At 62.4% G+C, this 17,861-nt stretch carries 17 protein-coding genes and 2 tRNA genes; 8 read left to right on the forward strand and 11 right to left on the reverse strand.

From position 1 onward, the window contains the following. Positions 1-355 precede the first annotated feature (355 nt). Together ACSSU5_RS04355 and ACSSU5_RS04360 are read left to right on the forward strand one after the other, a co-directional pair. Positions 356-619, forward strand: a complete 264-nt coding sequence (locus ACSSU5_RS04355; protein ID WP_264311995.1) for a hypothetical protein — start codon at positions 356-358, stop codon at positions 617-619. 136 nt (positions 620-755) lie between these two features. Next, the gene (locus tag ACSSU5_RS04360; protein ID WP_264311994.1) at positions 756-1,031 is read left to right on the forward strand and encodes a DUF3077 domain-containing protein; all 276 of its coding nucleotides are present in this window, start codon (positions 756-758) and stop codon (positions 1,029-1,031) included. Positions 1,032-1,085: 54 nt separating this feature from the next. Here ACSSU5_RS04360 and ACSSU5_RS04365 read toward each other — a convergent pair. The 5 genes from ACSSU5_RS04365 to dapA form a co-directional block, all read right to left on the reverse strand. Next, positions 1,086-1,175: transfer RNA gene (locus ACSSU5_RS04365), tRNA-Ser, on the reverse strand. Between the two features lie 92 nt (positions 1,176-1,267). Further along, entirely contained in the window at positions 1,268-1,978 is a 711-nt protein-coding gene (gene purC, locus ACSSU5_RS04370; protein ID WP_008097517.1) for a phosphoribosylaminoimidazolesuccinocarboxamide synthase, read from the reverse strand. 29 nt (positions 1,979-2,007) lie between these two features. Further along, positions 2,008-2,766, reverse strand: a complete 759-nt coding sequence (locus tag ACSSU5_RS04375) for an MBL fold metallo-hydrolase (RefSeq protein ID WP_264311983.1) — start codon at positions 2,764-2,766, stop codon at positions 2,008-2,010. Beyond that, positions 2,767-3,885, reverse strand: a complete 1,119-nt coding sequence (gene bamC, locus ACSSU5_RS04380; protein ID WP_264311982.1) for an NlpB/DapX family lipoprotein — start codon at positions 3,883-3,885, stop codon at positions 2,767-2,769. A 17-nt stretch (positions 3,886-3,902) separates the two neighbouring features. Beyond that, entirely contained in the window at positions 3,903-4,781 is an 879-nt protein-coding gene (dapA, locus tag ACSSU5_RS04385; protein WP_264311981.1) for a 4-hydroxy-tetrahydrodipicolinate synthase, read from the reverse strand. 259 nt (positions 4,782-5,040) lie between these two features. Between dapA and ACSSU5_RS04390 the strand changes: the two genes are divergently transcribed. Together ACSSU5_RS04390 and ACSSU5_RS04395 are read left to right on the forward strand one after the other, a co-directional pair. Then, positions 5,041-5,601: a glycine cleavage system transcriptional repressor gene (locus ACSSU5_RS04390; RefSeq protein ID WP_172219404.1), complete on the forward strand. Its 561-nt coding sequence runs from the start codon at positions 5,041-5,043 to the stop codon at positions 5,599-5,601. 9 nt (positions 5,602-5,610) lie between these two features. Then, a complete protein-coding gene (locus ACSSU5_RS04395; RefSeq protein WP_264311980.1) occupies positions 5,611-6,084 on the forward strand; it encodes a peroxiredoxin in 474 nt (157 codons plus the stop codon). A 35-nt stretch (positions 6,085-6,119) separates the two neighbouring features. On the opposite strand, the gene ACSSU5_RS04400 is transcribed toward ACSSU5_RS04395, so the two are convergent. Together ACSSU5_RS04400 and ACSSU5_RS04405 are read right to left on the reverse strand one after the other, a co-directional pair. After that, the gene (locus ACSSU5_RS04400) at positions 6,120-7,190 is read right to left on the reverse strand and encodes an AI-2E family transporter (protein WP_264311979.1); all 1,071 of its coding nucleotides are present in this window, start codon (positions 7,188-7,190) and stop codon (positions 6,120-6,122) included. A gap of 20 nt (positions 7,191-7,210) precedes the next feature. Further along, the gene (locus ACSSU5_RS04405; RefSeq protein ID WP_264311978.1) at positions 7,211-7,450 is read right to left on the reverse strand and encodes a sulfurtransferase TusA family protein; all 240 of its coding nucleotides are present in this window, start codon (positions 7,448-7,450) and stop codon (positions 7,211-7,213) included. A 120-nt stretch (positions 7,451-7,570) separates the two neighbouring features. Here ACSSU5_RS04405 and ACSSU5_RS04410 point away from each other — a divergent pair, with 120 nt between their 5' ends. Next, complete coding sequence (locus tag ACSSU5_RS04410) at positions 7,571-9,007, forward strand: M48 family metalloprotease (protein ID WP_027594653.1); 1,437 nt, start codon at positions 7,571-7,573, stop codon at positions 9,005-9,007. A 129-nt stretch (positions 9,008-9,136) separates the two neighbouring features. On the opposite strand, the gene nadA is transcribed toward ACSSU5_RS04410, so the two are convergent. Beyond that, positions 9,137-10,195, reverse strand: a complete 1,059-nt coding sequence (gene nadA / locus ACSSU5_RS04415) for a quinolinate synthase NadA (RefSeq protein ID WP_264311977.1) — start codon at positions 10,193-10,195, stop codon at positions 9,137-9,139. Positions 10,196-10,410: 215 nt separating this feature from the next. After that, a complete protein-coding gene (locus ACSSU5_RS04420) occupies positions 10,411-11,919 on the reverse strand; it encodes a YdgA family protein (protein ID WP_492560684.1) in 1,509 nt (502 codons plus the stop codon). A 437-nt stretch (positions 11,920-12,356) separates the two neighbouring features. On the opposite strand from ACSSU5_RS04420, the gene ACSSU5_RS04425 reads away from it, so the two are divergent. From ACSSU5_RS04425 to ACSSU5_RS04435, 3 genes are all read left to right on the forward strand, one after another. Next, entirely contained in the window at positions 12,357-13,709 is a 1,353-nt protein-coding gene (locus ACSSU5_RS04425) for an APC family permease (protein WP_264311975.1), read from the forward strand. A gap of 66 nt (positions 13,710-13,775) precedes the next feature. Beyond that, complete coding sequence (locus ACSSU5_RS04430) at positions 13,776-15,842, forward strand: methyl-accepting chemotaxis protein (protein ID WP_492560685.1); 2,067 nt, start codon at positions 13,776-13,778, stop codon at positions 15,840-15,842. 141 nt (positions 15,843-15,983) lie between these two features. Continuing rightward, positions 15,984-16,943 carry a cation diffusion facilitator family transporter gene (locus ACSSU5_RS04435; RefSeq protein WP_264311973.1) on the forward strand — a complete coding sequence of 320 codons (960 nt, stop codon included), beginning with the start codon at positions 15,984-15,986 and terminating at the stop codon, positions 16,941-16,943. Between the two features lie 92 nt (positions 16,944-17,035). Here ACSSU5_RS04435 and ACSSU5_RS04440 read toward each other — a convergent pair. Then, positions 17,036-17,111 (reverse strand) — tRNA-Lys (locus ACSSU5_RS04440). A 61-nt stretch (positions 17,112-17,172) separates the two neighbouring features. Continuing rightward, a complete protein-coding gene (gene queC / locus ACSSU5_RS04445) occupies positions 17,173-17,847 on the reverse strand; it encodes a 7-cyano-7-deazaguanine synthase QueC (RefSeq protein WP_492560686.1) in 675 nt (224 codons plus the stop codon). Positions 17,848-17,861: the final 14 nt, after the last annotated feature.

Genomic DNA, 17,861 nt, shown 5'->3' on the forward strand with positions numbered 1-17,861 from the left:
GAACGCAGTTCTCATCTCCTGAACTATAAAGGACGGCAAATCAGCCTTCCGCCCTACAGCTAACCTTCAGTTTTTTCCCCTATCTTGTAGTCCATTTCCCAAACATACTGCCGATCCGCTCAAACTGTTGCGAGTGCTTGGGTCGCGCTCTAGTCTCGCCCTGTCGTTGCCAAATCAACGACTGGCTTTGACAGGCCGACAACCCAAGTTTCCGTTGCAGCGCTTCATGGCGGCTGTACATAGGGCACATTCGTGTGCGCCGGGTTGCTTGGGTACCGGTCTGTCAACCTGTGTATAGCTGCCTCCATTCGTTTGACAGCGTTGCCAGGCAGCTCCACTTACCCAAGGAGCTTTCATGCGCAAGATAGTCCCCGATCCGCCCTACTCCCTCGATTCCTCGCAGATACTGCAGGACACCCTGATCCAATCCACAGAGTACGTCCTCTGTGCCCTCTTCGTAGCCCGCCAATCCGTGCAACTCAAACCCACCTCCCCCAGCTCGATCGTGATGCAGGCAGTCATCCACGAGATGGAGGCAGTACAAAGCCTGGTGGAGTCCGCCTTGATGCAATTGCAGATGCAGCCGCACATCCCCGCAGCGCCGGGCACGGTGCATTGAGCATTCGAAAAGCTGCGTAGCCAGGCCCGGCCCCTTCGCGGGCAAGCCCGCTCCCACAATAGTTGGCCGAGCCTGGTGGGAGCGGGCTTGCCCGCGAAGAGGCCCGACCCGGCACTAAAGATTCCAGGGAGTTCAAATGACGACTACAGCCACCCCAAAGCCGCCCACTACCGTCGGCCTGACAACGTTCTACCAAGGCGAAAACCAAACCCACCCACTCTTTCGCATCGAACCCGGCATCTGCTGCCAAAGCGCCCGCGAACAGGCATCCGAGCTGATGGGCTACGTACGCGACATGACCCTGACCGGGTTGATGGATGGCGATCAGAAGTTGATCTGGGCTTCGCATTACCTGAGCGCGATGGCCAAGGCACTGCTGGATGATGCGGAGCTCGGGATGATGAAGCATTAACGCCAGACAACGAAAAAGCCCCGCAGATTTTCATCTGCGGGGCTTCTCGATATATGGCGGAGAGATAGGGATTTGAACCCTAGGTACTGTTGCCAGTACAACGGATTTCGAATCCGTCCCGTTCGACCACTCCGGCATCTCTCCAATGGCGCGCATCATACCAGCGAATTTTTGAAACGCAAACCTTTATTTCAAAAAAATTCGCGTGGTATCAGGCGCTTGCGTGAACGCGCCGCTTACAGCGGCACGCCCAGGCGCTTGGCAACTTCTTCGTAGGCTTCGATTACGTCGCCCAGACCCTGGCGGAAGCGGTCCTTGTCCATCTTCTTGCGGGTTTCTTTGTCCCACAGGCGGCAGCCATCTGGGCTGAATTCGTCGCCCAGGACGATCTGGCCGTGGAATACACCGAACTCCAGCTTGAAGTCGACCAGCAGCAGGCCGGCGTCATCGAACAGCTTGTTCAGCACTTCGTTGACTTTCAGCGACAGCTTTTTCATTTCGACCAGCTGCTCGGCGGTGCCCCAGCCGAACGCAACAACGTGGGATTCGTTGATGAACGGGTCGCCCTTCTCGTCGTTCTTCAGGAACAGTTCGAAGGTGGACGGCTCCAGCTTGATGCCCTCCTCCACGCCCAGGCGCTTGACCAGGCTGCCCGCCGCATAGTTACGCACCACGCACTCGACCGGGATCATGTCGAGCTTCTTCACCAGGCACTCGTTGTCACCCAGCAGCTTGTCGAACTGGGTCGGCACGCCGGCTTCTTCGAGCTTTTGCATGATGAAGGCGTTGAACTTGTTGTTCACCATGCCTTTGCGGTCGAGCTGTTCGATGCGCTTGCCGTCGAACGCCGAGGTGTCGTTGCGAAACAGCAGGATCAAGCGGTCGGCGTCGTCGGTCTTGTAAACCGATTTGGCCTTGCCGCGGTAAAGTTCTTCGCGTTTTTCCATGATGGGCTCCGCTTGCTTGAGTAGTTGGGCTAGGCGATTTCGCGCCAGTCGAGCCCGTGTTCCTGATTCGCCACCTGAAGCCAGTCCGGGTCGCACCCAAGGGTGTCGACGAAGCACTGGCGGGCCAGTTGTGGCAGGTTGTTCTTGCTGCTGAGGTGGGCCAGCACCAGGTGTTGCAGGTTGCTCCAGCCCAACTCGTCCACCAGGCGCGCAGCCTGATGATTGTTCAAATGTCCTTGCGCGCCACCTACCCGCTGCTTCAAGAAAGACGGATAGTGACCGCGTGCCAGCATGTCGCGGCAGTGATTGGCCTCGATCAGCAGGGCATCCAGGCCCTGATAGCGCTCCAGCAACAAGGCATCGTACGAGCCCAGGTCGGTGAGCATGCCAAAGCGCCGCCGACCGTCGCTGAGCACATACTGCAACGGCTCGTAGGCGTCGTGTTCGACGCGCGCTGCCGTCACCTCCAGGCCACCGATGCGCAGGCTGTCGCCACACGCGAGAAAACCGGCCACCTCCACCGGCTTGCGCAAACCGCGCAAGGTCCCTTGGCTGAGGTAGACCGGTACATTGTAGCGCCGCGACAGCAGCCCCACCCCATGCACGTGGTCGGCATGTTCGTGGGTGACCAGCACCGCGCTCAGCTGTGCCGCCGTGACCCCGAGCAGCGCCAGGCGCCGCTCGGTCTCACGCAGGGAAAACCCGCAATCGACCAGGATGAACGTGTCACCACTGGCGATCAGCGTGCCGTTTCCCTGGCTGCCGCTTCCGAGTACTGCGAAGCGCACTTAACCCAGGTGGTCCTGAATGGCGCTCAGCACACGGCGGGCGACATCGGCCGGAGCCACGGTGTTGATGTTCTTCTCGACCGTTACCTGGACGCTTTCGCCAACCTTGCTCAGGCGCACCTGGTAGCGTTCGGCACGGGCTTCACGCTCTTCCTTGGTCGGTGCGCTGCCGAACATGCGGCTGAAGAAGCCAGGCTCGTTCTGCTTGTCGTCAGGCTTTTCGGACAGGTTGATGTAGTACAGGCCCAGGCTGCGGTTGATGTCTTCGACACGCCACTCGCCACCCTGCTCCAGGGCACGGCCCACGCTGGACCAGGCGCGATCCAGGTCGGCGCCCAGGTACAGCACCGGGTTGCCGCTGCCGTCTTCGCTCAGGCTGACGCGGCTCGGGGCATCGAAATCGCGCGCGGCCAGCAACGAGACCGAACCGCCCTTCTCGGCGCCGCGGTTCATGCTGGCGAGCATTTCGTCGACCAGCAGGGCATCGGCGCCGGTATTGCTGGAGGTGGACGGGAAACCAGGCTCGGCAGTGCTGCCTGCCGGGCGTTCGACGCTGACGACGTACACCTCGGAGGTGTTGCGCTGCACGCCGGGTTCCATGCGTACACGCACGCGCACTTCGCTGTCACCGCTGCTGGCGGTGCTCGCCAGGCGCTGACCGAGGGACGCGGAGAGTTCGTCGAAACGCTGCCAGGTGGTGTTGAATTCGCCCGTCTGTGGGCGCTCTTCGGCAATGCGGAAACCATTGTCTTCAAAGAACTGACGGGCCGCTGGCCAGACTTCGGCCGGCGAGCGCTGGGCCAGGACCCAACGGCTGTTACCGCTGCGCTGCAGGCTGAAGTCGCTGACCTCGGCACCGGCCGTCAGGGGTTGTGGACGCGGGACTTCGAACTCGCCGGTGGCACGGTCATCAGCAACGTTACGCGGAATAGGCAACAGCGGGTCGAGACGCTTGACGTTGCTGGCGTCCGGCGGCAGTTGCATCGGCGCGGTCGGGTGCGCCTGCAGGTAATCGCTGCCGCGGTCGCGGAAATAACCCTCGTCGCCCCACAGCCAGCCGCAACCGCTGGTGCTGGAAATGATCAGGGCAAGGGCGGAAAGACCAGCCAGTCGCTTCATGCGGTGTACTTCCTCGATTAAACCAGTACGCCGGACTGGCGCAAGGCAGTACGGACTTTTTCGTGACAGCCTTCGCTCAGCCAGGTCAGCGGCAGGCGAATGCCCTTGTGCATCAGGCCCATTTCGACGAGCGCCCACTTCACCGGAATCGGGTTGGCTTCGCAGAACAGGTCTTTGTGCAGCGGCATGAGTTTTTCGTTGATCGCGCGGGCCTTCTCGGCATTGCCCGCAAGGGCGGCCTCGCACAGATCGGCCATTTCGCGCGGGGCGACGTTGGCGGTCACGGAGATGTTGCCCTTACCGCCCAGCAGGATCAGCTCGACCGCAGTCGGGTCATCGCCGGACATGACGATGAAGTCCTTGCTGACGCCATCGAGGATGGCCTTGGCACGGGCCAGGTCGCCGGTGGCTTCCTTGATGCCGATGATGTTCGGTACGGTCGACAGGCGGATCACGGTCTCGGCCTGCATGTCGCAGGAGGTGCGGCCGGGTACGTTGTAGAGGATCTGCGGGATGTCGACGGCTTCGGCGATGTGCTTGAAGTGCTGGTACAAGCCTTCCTGGGTCGGCTTGTTGTAGTACGGCACGACCAGCAGGCAGGCATCGGCGCCAGCGTTCTTGGCGTTCTGGGTCAGGTGCACGGCTTCCGAGGTGGAGTTGGCGCCAGTGCCCGCGATGACCGGAATGCGGCCAGCGACACGCTTGACCACGAACTCGATGACCTCGATGTGTTCTTCGACAGTCAGGGTGGCCGACTCGCCGGTGGTACCGACGGCGACGATCGCATGGGTGCCGTTTTCCAGGTGGAAGTCTACAAGTTTGCCGAGGCTGTCCCAATCAAGACGCCCTTGTGCATCCATGGGTGTGACCAATGCCACCATACTGCCCGCAATCATGTAACTGCTCCTGCCGGAAAAAGAGAGCGGTAATGGTACTGGGGGCATCGGCCTTGCACAAGCGAAGCAGGCGGGCGGAGCATTCCCCTCGGCGGCTTATTTCGCTACCCTTGACCCTTTGATCGGTGCAGCGCGGCCCGCCGGGCCGTCGACCTTGCTCCCCGCCGGCGTCCACGACCTCGCATGCGAGCCCCGGGCCCTGCCGACTGGAGGCTTTTGCCTGTCCTGCACCGACCGCTCATCGCTTTAGGAATGCTGCATGTCCACCCCCACCGTCCGCGAACAATTCCTTGTCATCAGTGCCCTGGGCCCAAACCCCATGGAACTGGCCAACGTCCTCAGCCGCGCTGCCTTCGAGAACCGCTGCGCGGTGGTCACTTCGCGCCTGAGCCGCCATGGCGAGACCAGCGCCCTGGTGCTGCAGGTCGGTGGCAGCTGGGACGCCCTGGCGCGTCTTGAAGCTTCCCTGCCGAGCCTGGGCAAAAAGCACGGCCTGACCCTCGATGTGGTACGCAGTGCCGACCAGGAGGTACGCCCGCAGGCGCTGCCTTACGTGGCCTATGTCAGTGCGGCCTACCGCCCGGACATCATCAACGAGCTGTGCCAGTTTTTCCTCGACCACCGCGTCGAGCTCGAAGCCATGACCTGCGACACCTACCTGGCGCCGCAGACCGGCAGCAGCATGCTCAACGCCCAGTTCACCGTGATCCTGCCGGCCGGCACCCAGATCAGCTGGCTGCGTGACCAGTTCCTGGACTTTGCCGATGCCTTGAACCTGGACGCGCTGATCGAGCCTTGGCGCCCACAGAACCCCATGTAAGGAAGCCCCATGGCCGTAGCACTCGATCAACCCGTCGCCGATTTCCAGGCCCAGGCCACCAGCGGCCAGACGGTCAGCCTCGCCGAGCTCAAGGGCCGCCAGGTGGTGGTGTACTTCTACCCGAAGGACAGCACCCCAGGCTGCACCACAGAAGGCCAGGGTTTCCGTGACCAGCATGAGGCCTTTGCCGCTGCCAACACCGTGGTGTTCGGCGTGTCGCGCGATGGCATCAAGTCACATGAGAACTTCAAGGCCAAGCAAGGCTTCCCGTTCGAGCTGATCAGCGACAAGGACGAGGCCCTGTGCCAACTGTTCGACGTGATCAAGCTGAAGAAGCTGTATGGCAAGGAATACATGGGCGTGGACCGCAGCACCTTCCTGATCGACAAGGACGGTGTGCTGCGCCAGGAATGGCGTGGGGTGAAGGTACCGGGGCATGTGGATGCCGTTTTGGCGGCGGCACAGGGCCTGAACAAGGCTTGAGATTGATTGGGGCTGCTCTGCAGCCCCTGTTTCATTCAGAGCAATGGCGAAACACTGGGCTCCTGCCGCGGCCAGGCATCCAGCACCGCCTTGAACAGCGTCGCCAGCGGGATCGCGAAGAAAATCCCCCAAAAGCCCCACAGCCCGCCAAACAGCAGCACCGCGCAGATGATCGCCACCGGGTGCAGGCTCACCGCCTCAGAAAACAGCAGCGGCACCAGCACGTTGCCATCCAGCGCCTGAATGATCGCGTACACCGTCATCAGGTAGATGAACTGGTCCCCCCAGCCCCATTGGAACAAGGCGATCAGCGTCACCGGCACGGTTACCACCACCGCGCCCACATAGGGCACCACCACCGACAACCCCACCAGCAGCGCCAGCAAGGCGGCATAATTGAGCCCCAGGCTGATGAACGCGATGTAGGTGGCAACCCCGCAGATCAGGATCTCAATGCCCTTGCCGCGAATGTAGTTGGCGATCTGCCGGTTCATCTCGTTGCCCACCCGGTTGAGCAACGTGCGCTCGCGGGGCAGATAGCCAACCACCCACCGCCCGATCATCTCGCGGTCCTTGAGGAAGAAGAACACCAGGATCGGCACCAGCACCAGGTAGATCATGGCATTGACCAGCAGGGGCAGGCTCGACAGCGAGAACGTCAGCGCCCACTGGCCGAACTTGCCGATTTCACCGCGCACCGACTCGATGGCACGCAATACCTGCTCATCCGACACCAGGTGCGGGTAGCGCTCAGGCAAGAGCAGCAACAGCGACTGCCATTTGCCCAGCATGCCCGGCAACTCGTTGAACAGGGTAATCAGCTGATGCCAGAGCAATGGCACCAGCACCAGCAGGATGACCGCCAACGCCCCCATGAACAGCGCGAACACCACTGCCACCGCCAGCCGGGTAGGGACACGCAGGCGCTCCAGGGCGTTGACCAGGCCCTGCATCAGAAACGCCAGGACCATCCCCGCCAGCACCGGCGCCAGCATGCCGCCCAGGGTCAGTACCGCGGTAAACGCCAGTATCAGCAGGACCGCCAGCACCACCGCCTCCTCATCGGAGAAGTAGCGCTGCATCCAGTCGCGAAGCACTTTGAACATTGACGATCCTTGGTTAAGACTCAGGCCTTGCGCAGCCAGTAGGTATAGAGACCGGCCTCGGCCGTTTCGTGCAGCAGCGTATGACCGGCCAACTTGGCAAAAGTGCGGAAGTCACGCTGCGAGCCGGCATCGGTGGCAATCACCTTGAGCACCGCGCCGCTGGCCAGCCGGTTGAGCTCCATCTTCGCCTTGAGCAGTGGCAGGGGGCAGTTCAGCCCGCTGGCATCGAGTTCGGCGTCGCAGGTCAGGGTGTCACTCATCGGGGTTCTCCACGTGCGGGGCAGACGTCTTTGGTAACAGGCCCGCTAGGATACCGCCACTGGTCGCCAACGTGTGAGCGGGCTACAGTAGAGGTCTTTGACCCGACGCGAGCTTCGTGCATGAATCTACTGCGCCCTACCCTGTTGACGCTGGCCTGCCTGATGGCCCTTCCCGGCCATGCTGACGACCTGCCATCACTGGGTGATGCCAGCTCCGCGATCGTCTCGCCGCAACAGGAACACCAGCTCGGCCGTGCCTGGCTCAGCCTGTTGCGTGGCCAGGTCAACCAGTTGAACGACCCGCAGCTCAAGGACTACGTCGAAACCAGCGTGTACCGCCTGGCCGAAACCAGCCAGCTGCAGGACCGGCGCCTGGAATTCATCCTGATCGACAGCCGCGAGCTCAACGCCTTCGCAGCCCCTGGCGGTATTGTCGGGGTCAACGGCGGCTTGTTCCTCAATGCCCAGACCGAGGGCGAATACGCCTCGGTACTGGCCCACGAACTGGCGCACTTGTCGCAGCGCCACTTCGCCCGTGGCGTCGAAGCCCAGCAACGCATGCAGCTGCCGATGATGGCCGCGCTACTGGCGGGCATCGTGCTGGCTGCCGGAGGCGCTGGCGATGCGGGCATCGGCATGATTGCCGGCACCCAGGCGGCGGCGATCCAGGAGCAGCGGCGCTTCTCGCGGCAGAACGAACAGGAAGCCGACCGTGTCGGTATTCAGAACCTGGAAAAGGCCGGCTACGACCCGCGCAACATGCCGAGCATGTTCGAGCGCCTGGCGCGCCAATACCGCTACGATGCCAAGCCGCCAGAATTCCTCCTGACTCACCCGGTTACCGAATCGCGTGTTGCCGACACCCGCAACCGCGCCGAGCAGGCGCCCAAGGGCGGCATCGAGGACACCCAGCGCTACCAGTTGATCCGTGCCCGCGTGGCACTCACTTATGAGGGCACCCCGGGCCTTGCCGCCAAGCGCTTCCGCGCCCAGCTTGACGAAGACCCCAAGCTGGACGCCGCACGCTATGGCCTGGCCTTGGCCCAGATCAAGGGCGGGCAGCTCAACGAAGCCCGCGAACTGCTCAAGCCACTGCTGGCCAAAGCGCCCAACGACATCACCTACAACCTGGCGCAGATCGACCTGGACATCACCAACAACCGCCTCGCTGATGCACAACAGCGCGCCGAGCGCATGCAGGGGCTGTATCCGGGTAACTACCCACTGAAACAGGTGCGGGCCGACCTGCTGGTCAAGCAGAACAAGCCGGCCGAGGCGGAAAAGGTCCTGAACGACCTGCTCAAGAGCCGGCCGGATGATCCGGATGTATGGTACGACGTGGCCGAAGTGCGAGGGTTGTCGGGCAATACCATCGGCTTGCACCGGGCACGGGCCGAGTACTTCACCTTGGTCGGGGACTTCGACCAGGCTATCCAGCAGTTGGATTACGCCAAGCGTCGTGCGGGGAGCAACTTCCCGCTGGCGTCGCAGATTGATCAGCGCCAGCGCGAAGTCATGGAGCAGCAGCGGATGGTCAGGGAGATGATGGGCCGTTAGGGCCACCTGAACCGGCCCATTCGCGGGGCAAGCCCGCGCCCACAAAATCTCCAGTGCCCATAAGGCGAGTGCAGTACCTGTGGGAGCGGGCTTGCCCCGCGAATGGGCCGCAGAGCGGCCCCAGCACTATCAGGCGTTACCCGAGAGCTTCAAACGCGCCGCCTGGGTGAAGTCCAGCATGCGGTTAAGCGGCTTGATCGCCTTGGGCACCAGCGCCGGATCAACGAAAATCTCGTTGCTGCCAGTGCGCAGGCAATCCAGCACCCGCTCCAGCGTGTTCATCGCCATCCACGGGCAGTGCGCGCAGCTACGGCACGCCGCGCCGTTACCGGCAGTCGGAGCTTCGACGAATTCCTTGTCCGGGCACAGCTGCTGCATCTTGTAGAAGATGCCGCGGTCGGTGGCGACGATAAAGGTCTTGTTCGGCAGGGTCTGCGCGGCTTTGATCAACTGGCTGGTGGAGCCTACTGCGTCGGCCAGGTCAATGACCGATTCCGGCGATTCGGGGTGAACCAGAATCGCGGCATCCGGGTAAAGCGCCTTCATGTCGGCCAACTGGCGCGATTTGAATTCTTCGTGGACGATGCACGCGCCGTCCCACAGCAGCATGTCGGCGCCGGTCTGCTTCTGGATGTAACGGCCCAGGTGCTGGTCCGGGCCCCAGATGATGGTCTCGCCGTTGTCCATCAGGCTTTCGACGATTTCCAGTGCGCAGCTCGATGTCACCACCCAGTCGGCACGGGCCTTAACGGCCGCCGAGGTGTTGGCGTAGACCACCACGGTGCGTTCCGGGTGCTGGTCGCAGAACGCCGAAAACTCTTCGACCGGGCACCCCAGGTCGAGGGAGCAGGTGGCTTCCAGGGTCGGCATCAGCACGCGTTTTTCGGGGGTGAGGATTTTTGCCGTCTCACCCATGAAGCGCACGCCGGCGACGATCACGGTTTGGGCGGGGTGGTTCTTGCCGAAGCGGGCCATTTCCAACGAGTCGGATACGCAGCCGCCAGTCTCTTCGGCCAGCGCCTGGATCACCGGGTCGCAGTAGTAGTGGGCGACCAGCACGGCATTCTGGGCCTTGAGCTCGGCAGCGATGGCCGCACGGTATTCGGCCTCCTGCTCGGCTGTCAGCGGGTTGGGCTGTTTGGCGTCGAGGTGAGCCTGAACCAACAGGCGTTCGGAAATCTGGGTCATGATCGCTGGACCTGCAGGCGCGTGCGCGCGTCAAATCGAGTGTATCACCCGGCCCTGGCAGATCGGCTAGGGGCGCCGGACGGCGAACAGGCCATCACAGCCCTCTGCGGGCGCGGATTATTATCGGACGCCGAAGGCTACAGACAATCGAGGGAATTCAAAAGGGGTTTTTGTGCAGCCTGTACCGGCGATAGGGCCGGTACAGGCTCAGCCGATCAACCTTGCGGCTGTAAGGCTGCAAGGCGCAGGGACATGAACATGGCGAACGCTTCCACAGTCATTTTCTGGCCATTGAAATCGACCATGCCATCGGCATAGTGCAGGCTGCTTACCACATCATCGCCCTGCACCGTGGCCATGCCGCTCTGCAGCGCCATCATGCCGACCATTTCACCGGCCTGGCTGGACTGCATGGCGATGGCCTGGGCATCGGTCTGCCCTTCCAGCAAGGCCTGCAGGGTGGCCAGATCGCCGATCATCGGCTTGGACAGCGACAATTTGCTCTTCACCTCGGTGATCAGTTGCTTGCTCAACTGGTCAGGCGGCAGGTCGAAGGATGTCGGGCTGGCAAAGTCCATTGCCAGATTGAAGCGGCTCTCGCCGTTGGCCGTCTTCAACGACAGGTTTTCCACGGCCAACTTGGGCTTGGACGCCAGAAGCTGTTGCAGGTCGCCCTGGAACTTGGCCTTCTCGGCTTCGCTCATCTGGATTTGCGGCACCGGCTGGCCCGCTGCGGCCGCCGCCTCGAACTCCGGCACATGCGCCTGATACCAGTGCGACAGCGATTGCAACGCCGGCGCGTTGAGCGACTTGATGCTCACGGCCAGCTGAGCATTGCCGACTGCACGGCCATCCCAGGTGATATCCGCCAGCTTGTAATCCACGCGCCCACCCACCGTGTCCGGGCCATCGAGGGCTTGCACGGCATTCTGCTCAAAGCCTTTGATCGACAGCACCTGCTGCTTGGGCCCCAAGGTGACCTTGGTTTCAGCCAGCGACAGGTCGACGTTGCCGACATAGATCGCGTCATGCTCGGTGGCCGCCAGGTCGCCGTCAACCTTCAAGCCCTTCAGCTCGAACGTGGCAGGCGGCTGATCGTCGCGCACGAGTTTCATCTCGAAGCGCTCGGCGTTTCCCTGGAATTTCGTCGCCTTGCCTTCGCGGTCACCGCGCAGTTGCAAGTGCATGCCCGAGAAATCGAGGCTGTTGCCATCGGTTTCGTTGACTTTGACAGGCGCCAGCAGGACCTGGCTGTCGACATCGCCGCCGTAGCCCAGGCTGGTCTGCGCGCTGACCGGTGCCTGTTCGCCCGCTGCGGCGAACCAGGGAGCGGTGAAGTCGTCCTTCTGCAGCGTGCTGTTGCTGACCGCCAGCACAGGCATCAGCTTCAGCGCCTTGACCCGCGACCAAGGGAACGGGCCATGCTCGATACGGTCGGTCAGGCCCACGTCGAAATTGGCCATTTCGTCGTCGCCAAGGTTGATGTCCTTGGCTTTGAGCCGGTACTGGGCAGTGCTACTGAAGAGGTGCCGATCCAGCGAGACCAGTTCGACGGTCATGCTGCCACCAACGCCCACCAGGGCTTTCTTCAGTTCGGCGTTGCTGCGCTTGATGGAATACTCCAGCTCCGCTGGCAGGCGTTCGCCGGTGTACCAGGCGCCAGCGGTGGTTGCGACGGCGATGGCGATGGCCAGGCCGGAAAGGATGCCTACTGATTTCTTCATGAATAAAACCGATTGCTGTCCATAAGGGCTTACACACGGCCAAGCTGCCGCACAAGGCCTGAAGAATATCACCGCAGCCAGGGGTCGAAGCAGAGAAATCCCACCTTTGGGCAGCGTCTGACAGGTTAGAGGGAAACACCTCATTCGTTAAATTTTACGAACAGCAAAATCGATCAAAAACGCACATAAACGCGCAAAAAGCGAAGAAACCCCCATTAAAATCGATAAATATTTCAATCTAGCAACATCTTGTCATGTTTAACTTGACACTCATCGCGCCATCGTTTTTTATTTTCACCACTTGCGGCGCCCCGCACGCGCCTCCCTCCGCTCCAAACAATAAAAGGTGAACAACATGGAGCCCACCCGCTCGCCCTTGCCGCATGCGCAATCCCCTGCGCCTGCCGTTCACGCCCAGCCGCAGGAGCCATGCCAGCATGCAGCCTGATCACAGCGGTTCCGGCAGCGGACAATTCCACAAATCCCTGCGCCTCTGGCACGTGGTGATCATCGGCCTGGCCTACCTGACACCGATGACCGTGTTCGACACCTTCGGCATTGTCTCCGGCATCACCGCCGGGCATGTGCCCAGCGCCTACCTCCTGGCGCTGGCCGGCATCCTTTTCACTGCAGTGAGCTACGGCACCCTGGTACGACGCTTCCCACAATCGGGCTCGGCCTATACCTACACCCAGCGCGCCATCAACCCGCACGTAGGCTTCCTGGTGGGCTGGTCATCGTTGCTGGACTACCTGCTCCTGCCCATGGTCAACGCGCTGCTGGCCAAGCTCTACCTGTCGGCCATGTTCCCCGAAGTGCCGGCGTGGGTGTGGGTGGCTGGGTTCGTCAGCCTGATCAGCCTGATCAACATGCGCAGCATCAACCTGGTGGCACACTTCAACCTGTTGTTCGTGGCGGTGCAGGTCGCGATCATTGCCGTGTTCATCTACCTCTGCGTACGGGGCCTGGACCACGGCGAAGGGCTGGGCACCACCTGGAGCCTGTTGCCCTTCGCCGACAGCCAGACCCATCTCAGCGCCCTGGCGGCTGGCGCAACCATCCTGTGCTTCTCGTTCCTGGGCTTCGATGCAGTGACCTGCCTGTCGGAAGAAACCCGCGACCCGGGCAAGACCATTCCCCGGGCAATCTTCCTCACCGCGCTGATCGGCGGGATGGTGTTCATCCTGGTGTCGTACTTCATTCAGGCCTACTTCCCGACCATGGCGCGCTTCCATGACCAGGAAGCGGCGCTGCCGGAAATCGCCCTGTACGTCGGCGGCAAGCTGTTCCAGTCAGTGTTCATCGCCTGCACCGTGATCAATACCATCGCCTCGGGCCTGGCCTCGCAGACCAGCGTATCGCGCCTGCTGTACGTGATGGGGCGCGACAACGTGATCCCGGCCAGCATCTTCGCCCGCCTGCATTCGCGCTACAAAACGCCCGTCATGAACATCGCCGTGGTCGGGCTGATCGCTTTGTCGGCGATCTTCTTCGACCTGGTTACCGCCACGTCGATCATCAACTTCGGCGCCTTGGTCGCGTTCAGCTTCGTCAACCTGTCGGTGATCAACCACTGCTACCTGCGCGAAGGCAATCGCAAGGGACTGGCCAACAAGCTGAAGTACCTGGTGCTGCCGACCATCGGCTTTTGCATCATTGTTTCGCTGTGGCTGGACCTCAACGAGCACTCGCTGATGTTTGGCGGTCTCTGGGCATTGCTCGGGGTGATCTACCTGGCCTGGCTGACCAAGGCCTTCAGGGTCGCACCCCCGAACTGCATCGCTGAATGACCCCCGCCGCCGACAACGCCCGCGCCTGATCGCGGGCGTTGTCCTTGATCGAAAAGGAAAGCCCTCATGCCGCTGCGCCGCCTCTCCATCCAGTGGAAGATCACCCTGCTTGCCGGCCTGTGCCTGCTGGCCATTGTCGCCCTGCTGGTCGCCACCTCGCTGACCCAGGCCCGGCGCAGCGCAGCACTGGTCAACCAGGCCAATACCGAAATGCTCGACCAGAGCGCGCGCCTGCGCCTGCAGGCTCACGCCCAAACCCAGGCGCTGCGCATCCAGCGCTACGTCATGGACGCTTATCAATATGGCAATGGCTTTCGCCGCCTGGTGCAGGTGCTGAAAGCCCGTGGCGGCAGCGACCTGCGCGCCGAACTGACCCGCGAAGCGCGTGCCAGCCTGGCCGGCAACCCAGATGTGATCGGCCTGTACCTGGTGTTCCAGCCCAATGCCCTGGACCACCAGGACAGCCAGTTCGTTGGCCAGGATGCCGTGGGCAGCAACGACAGCGGGCGCTTCTCGCTGTACTGGTCACAACCCCGCCCCGGCACCCTGGAACACGAAGCCATGCCTGAGTCGATGCTGGCCGATACCCGTATCAGCACCAGCGGCAGCCCCCAGAACCGCTGGCTGACCTGCCCGCAAGAGACGGCCCAGACCTGCATGCTTGAGCCGTACCTCGACGAGGTCAATGGCCGTCAGGTGCTGATGACCAGCATTGCCCTGCCCCTGCTGGACAACGGCAAGGTCATCGGCGTGGTAGGCCTGGACATTGGCCTGGACAACTTGCAACAACTAAGCCTGGACGGTCGCCAGGAACTGTTCGATGGCCAGGGCCAAGTCAGCATAGTCAGCCCCGCCGGCCTGCTGGCGGGCCACAGCCGTGACAGCACCCAGCTCGGCAAGGTGCTGGACAAGGCCGTGGCAAGCGGCCTGCTGCGCGTTGCCCACCCGTTCGCCCCCATCCCCGACGCTGCCCCCTGGCAGGTGTTGCTCGAGTTGCCGGAAAGCGTGCTGCAAGCGCCAGCAGTCGCCCTCAACCAACGCCTGGACGCGCACAACCAGCGCGCCAACATTACCAGCCTGCTGATCGGCCTCGGCGCTGCTGTGCTGGGCCTGGCGCTGGTCTGGCTGACCGCCCGCGGCGTAACCCGGCCGATCCTTGCCGTAGCGGCGCGCCTGGAAGACATTGCCAGCGGCGAAGGCGACCTGACGCGCCGCCTGGACTACGCCCGCCAGGACGAACTGGGCCAGCTGACCGGCTGGTTCAACCGCTTCCTCGACAAGCTCCAACCGGTGATCGCCCAGGTCAAAGGTTCGCTACAGGAGGCCCGCGGCACCGCCGACCAATCCGCAGCCATCGCCAGCCAGACCAGCAACGGCATGCAGCAGCAACACCGGGAAATCGAGCAGGTGGCCACGGCCGCCAACGAGATGAGCGCCACCGCGCTGGACGTCGCCCACAATGCCTCGCAGGCAGCCCAGGCCGCGCGTGGCGCCGACCAGGCCAGCCGCGAAGGCCTGCAGCTGATTGCCAGCACCCGCCAGGCCATCGACCGCCTGGCAGCCGACATGAACACCGCGATGGACGAGGCCCGCGCCCTGGAAAGCCGCAGCGAGCAGATCGGCTCTGTGCTTGATGTGATCCGCGCGATTGCCGAGCAGACCAACTTGCTCGCGCTCAATGCCGCGATCGAAGCGGCACGCGCCGGCGAGGCCGGACGCGGCTTTGCCGTGGTCGCCGATGAAGTGCGCAGCTTGGCGCAACGTACTCAGGTGTCGGTCGAGGAGATCCGCCAGGTCATCGAAGGCCTGCAACAAGGCACCCAGGATGTGGTGGGCGCCATGCATGAAGGCCAGCGCCAGGCCCAGGCCAGCGCAACGCGCATGGAGCAGGCGCTGCCAGCGCTGCAGCGTATCGGCGAAGCGGTGGCGGTGATCAGCGACATGAACCTGCAGATCGCCTCGGCGGCGGAAGAACAGAGCGCAGTGGCCGAAGAAGTGAACCGTAACGTGGCTGGCATTCGCGATGTGACAGAATCGCTGTCTGGCCAGGCTGATGAATCGGCGCGGATCAGCCAGGCGCTGAACCGGCTGGCCAATCAGCAGCAAGCCTTGATGGAGCAGTTCCGCGTTTAGTCTGTACTGACCTCTTCGCGGGGCAAGCCCGCTCCCACAGGATGGTCGCCAGCCTTGAGGGCGGTGTCGCACCTGTAGGAGCGGGCTTGCCCCGCGAAGAAGCCAGTACAGGCAACCCACCTTTTTGAAAGAGCTTTACCCATGGAAGCAGCAAACAAAACCCCCTTCTTCGACATCACCAGCGAGCAAGGCCTGCTACGCACCTCGATCGCCGTCACCTTGTTCATCGCCACCATCGGCATCGCCTTCGGCCTGGCATCCGGTTCGTTCTCGATCATTTTCGACGGCGTCTATTCCCTGGTCGACGCCAGCATGAGCGGCCTGTCGCTGGTGGTGGTCAAACTGATTACCTCGCACGCCACCAGCCTGCAGATGTCGCGCAAATTGCGCGAGCGGTTCACCATGGGCTTCTGGCACCTGGAACCGATGGTCCTGGCGCTCAATGGCATCCTGCTTAGCGGTGTGGCCCTGTATGCGCTGATCAACGCCGTCAGCAGCGTGCTGCAGGGCGGGCGGCATCTGGAGTTTGGCATTGCCATGGTTTACGCGTTACTGACCGTGATTGCCTGCGCCACCATCGCGGTCGTCGAAGCACGCGCCAACCGCAAACTGGGTTCGGACTTCGTGCGCATGGACGTCAAGGGCTGGGTGATGTCGGCAAGCATTACCGCCGCGTTGCTGATCGCCTTCTGCTTTGGTTATGCGGTGCAAGGCACGCAGTGGGAGTGGATGTCTCCATACATCGACCCAGCGGTGCTGGCGCTGGTCTGCCTGGTGATCATTCCATTGCCGCTGTCGGTGGTACGCCAGGCGTTTTCGGAAATTTTCCTGGTGACGCCGAGCGACCTCAAACTGCATGTCGACGAAGTCGCCAAGGCATTCGTCGCCCGCCACGGGCTGCAGTCGTACCGCGCCTATGTGGCCAAGGTCGGGCGCTCGCGGGAAATCGAGCTGTACTTCATCGTGCCTACGGGCATGGGCGCGAAGACCATCGATGAGTGGGATGCGCTGCGCAATGAAATCGGCGACGCCGTGGGCGGCGAAGGGCCGGACCGCTGGTTGACCGTGGTGTTTACCGGTGATCCGGAGTGGGCCGAGTAATCGGGCCGCTTTGCGGCCCATCGGCGGCAGCACAAGCCAGAAACGACAAAGCCCGCGACCGTTGCCGGTAGCGGGCTTTGACTTACTGCGTATGGTGGGTCGTGTAGGATTCGAACCTACGACCAATTGGTTAAAAGCCAACTGCTCTACCAACTGAGCTAACGACCCGTTGGATGGCGCGTATAATACTGATTTCTAACGAGAAATCAACACCCCATCATAAAATTTTTCAAAAATAACGCGTCGGGTCCGTAATGCCGGCGGCCTTGAAACCATCGGCACGCAGGCGGCAGCTGTCGCACTTGCCGCAGGCACGGCCCTGGTCATCGGCCTGGTAGCAGGAAACCGTCAGGCTGTAGTCCACACCACGGGCGATGCCGGCCTGTACGATCTGCGCCTTGCTCATGTTCTGCAACGGCGCCTGGATACGGAAGCCCTGCCCTTCGACACCCGCCTTGGTCGCCAGGTTGGCCATACGCTCGAAGGCTTCGACGAATTCTGGGCGGCAGTCCGGGTAACCGGAATAATCCACGGCATTGACGCCGATGAAGATGTCACGCGCTTCGAGCACCTCCGCCCAACCCAGGGCCAAGGACAGGAAGACCGTGTTGCGCGCAGGCACGTAGGTGACCGGGATACCCTCACCGGGGGCTTCCGGTACATCGATGCTGCTGTCGGTCAGGGCTGAGCCACCAATACCGTCCAAGCTCAGGCCAATGACCTTGTGCTCGACCACGCCCAGATCACGCGCGACGCGGGCGGCCGCATCGAGCTCAGCCCGATGACGCTGGCCGTAGTCGAAACTCATGGTGTAACAGCTGTAGCCCTCAGCTTGGGCCATGGCCACGACGGTGGCCGAGTCCAGGCCGCCAGACAGCAGGATTACCGCGCGTTTCTCAGTCATGTACTGCTACTCCT

The organism is Pseudomonas sp. E1MeOHC2, from assembly GCF_058745025.1.

Coding starts and splice junctions, on each gene's coding strand:
- ACSSU5_RS04355 (WP_264311995.1), top strand. CDS start 356: ATGCGCAAGATAGTCCCCGATCCGCCCTACTCCCTCGATTCCTCGCAG.
- ACSSU5_RS04360 (WP_264311994.1), top strand. CDS start 756: ATGACGACTACAGCCACCCCAAAGCCGCCCACTACCGTCGGCCTGACA.
- purC (WP_008097517.1), bottom strand. CDS start 1,978: ATGGAAAAACGCGAAGAACTTTACCGCGGCAAGGCCAAATCGGTTTAC.
- bamC (WP_264311982.1), bottom strand. CDS start 3,885: ATGAAGCGACTGGCTGGTCTTTCCGCCCTTGCCCTGATCATTTCCAGC.
- dapA (WP_264311981.1), bottom strand. CDS start 4,781: ATGATTGCGGGCAGTATGGTGGCATTGGTCACACCCATGGATGCACAA.
- ACSSU5_RS04390 (WP_172219404.1), top strand. CDS start 5,041: ATGTCCACCCCCACCGTCCGCGAACAATTCCTTGTCATCAGTGCCCTG.
- ACSSU5_RS04395 (WP_264311980.1), top strand. CDS start 5,611: ATGGCCGTAGCACTCGATCAACCCGTCGCCGATTTCCAGGCCCAGGCC.
- ACSSU5_RS04400 (WP_264311979.1), bottom strand. CDS start 7,190: ATGTTCAAAGTGCTTCGCGACTGGATGCAGCGCTACTTCTCCGATGAG.
- ACSSU5_RS04405 (WP_264311978.1), bottom strand. CDS start 7,450: ATGAGTGACACCCTGACCTGCGACGCCGAACTCGATGCCAGCGGGCTG.
- ACSSU5_RS04410 (WP_027594653.1), top strand. CDS start 7,571: ATGAATCTACTGCGCCCTACCCTGTTGACGCTGGCCTGCCTGATGGCC.
- nadA (WP_264311977.1), bottom strand. CDS start 10,195: ATGACCCAGATTTCCGAACGCCTGTTGGTTCAGGCTCACCTCGACGCC.
- ACSSU5_RS04420 (WP_492560684.1), bottom strand. CDS start 11,919: ATGAAGAAATCAGTAGGCATCCTTTCCGGCCTGGCCATCGCCATCGCC.
- ACSSU5_RS04425 (WP_264311975.1), top strand. CDS start 12,357: ATGCAGCCTGATCACAGCGGTTCCGGCAGCGGACAATTCCACAAATCC.
- ACSSU5_RS04430 (WP_492560685.1), top strand. CDS start 13,776: ATGCCGCTGCGCCGCCTCTCCATCCAGTGGAAGATCACCCTGCTTGCC.
- ACSSU5_RS04435 (WP_264311973.1), top strand. CDS start 15,984: ATGGAAGCAGCAAACAAAACCCCCTTCTTCGACATCACCAGCGAGCAA.
- queC (WP_492560686.1), bottom strand. CDS start 17,847: ATGACTGAGAAACGCGCGGTAATCCTGCTGTCTGGCGGCCTGGACTCG.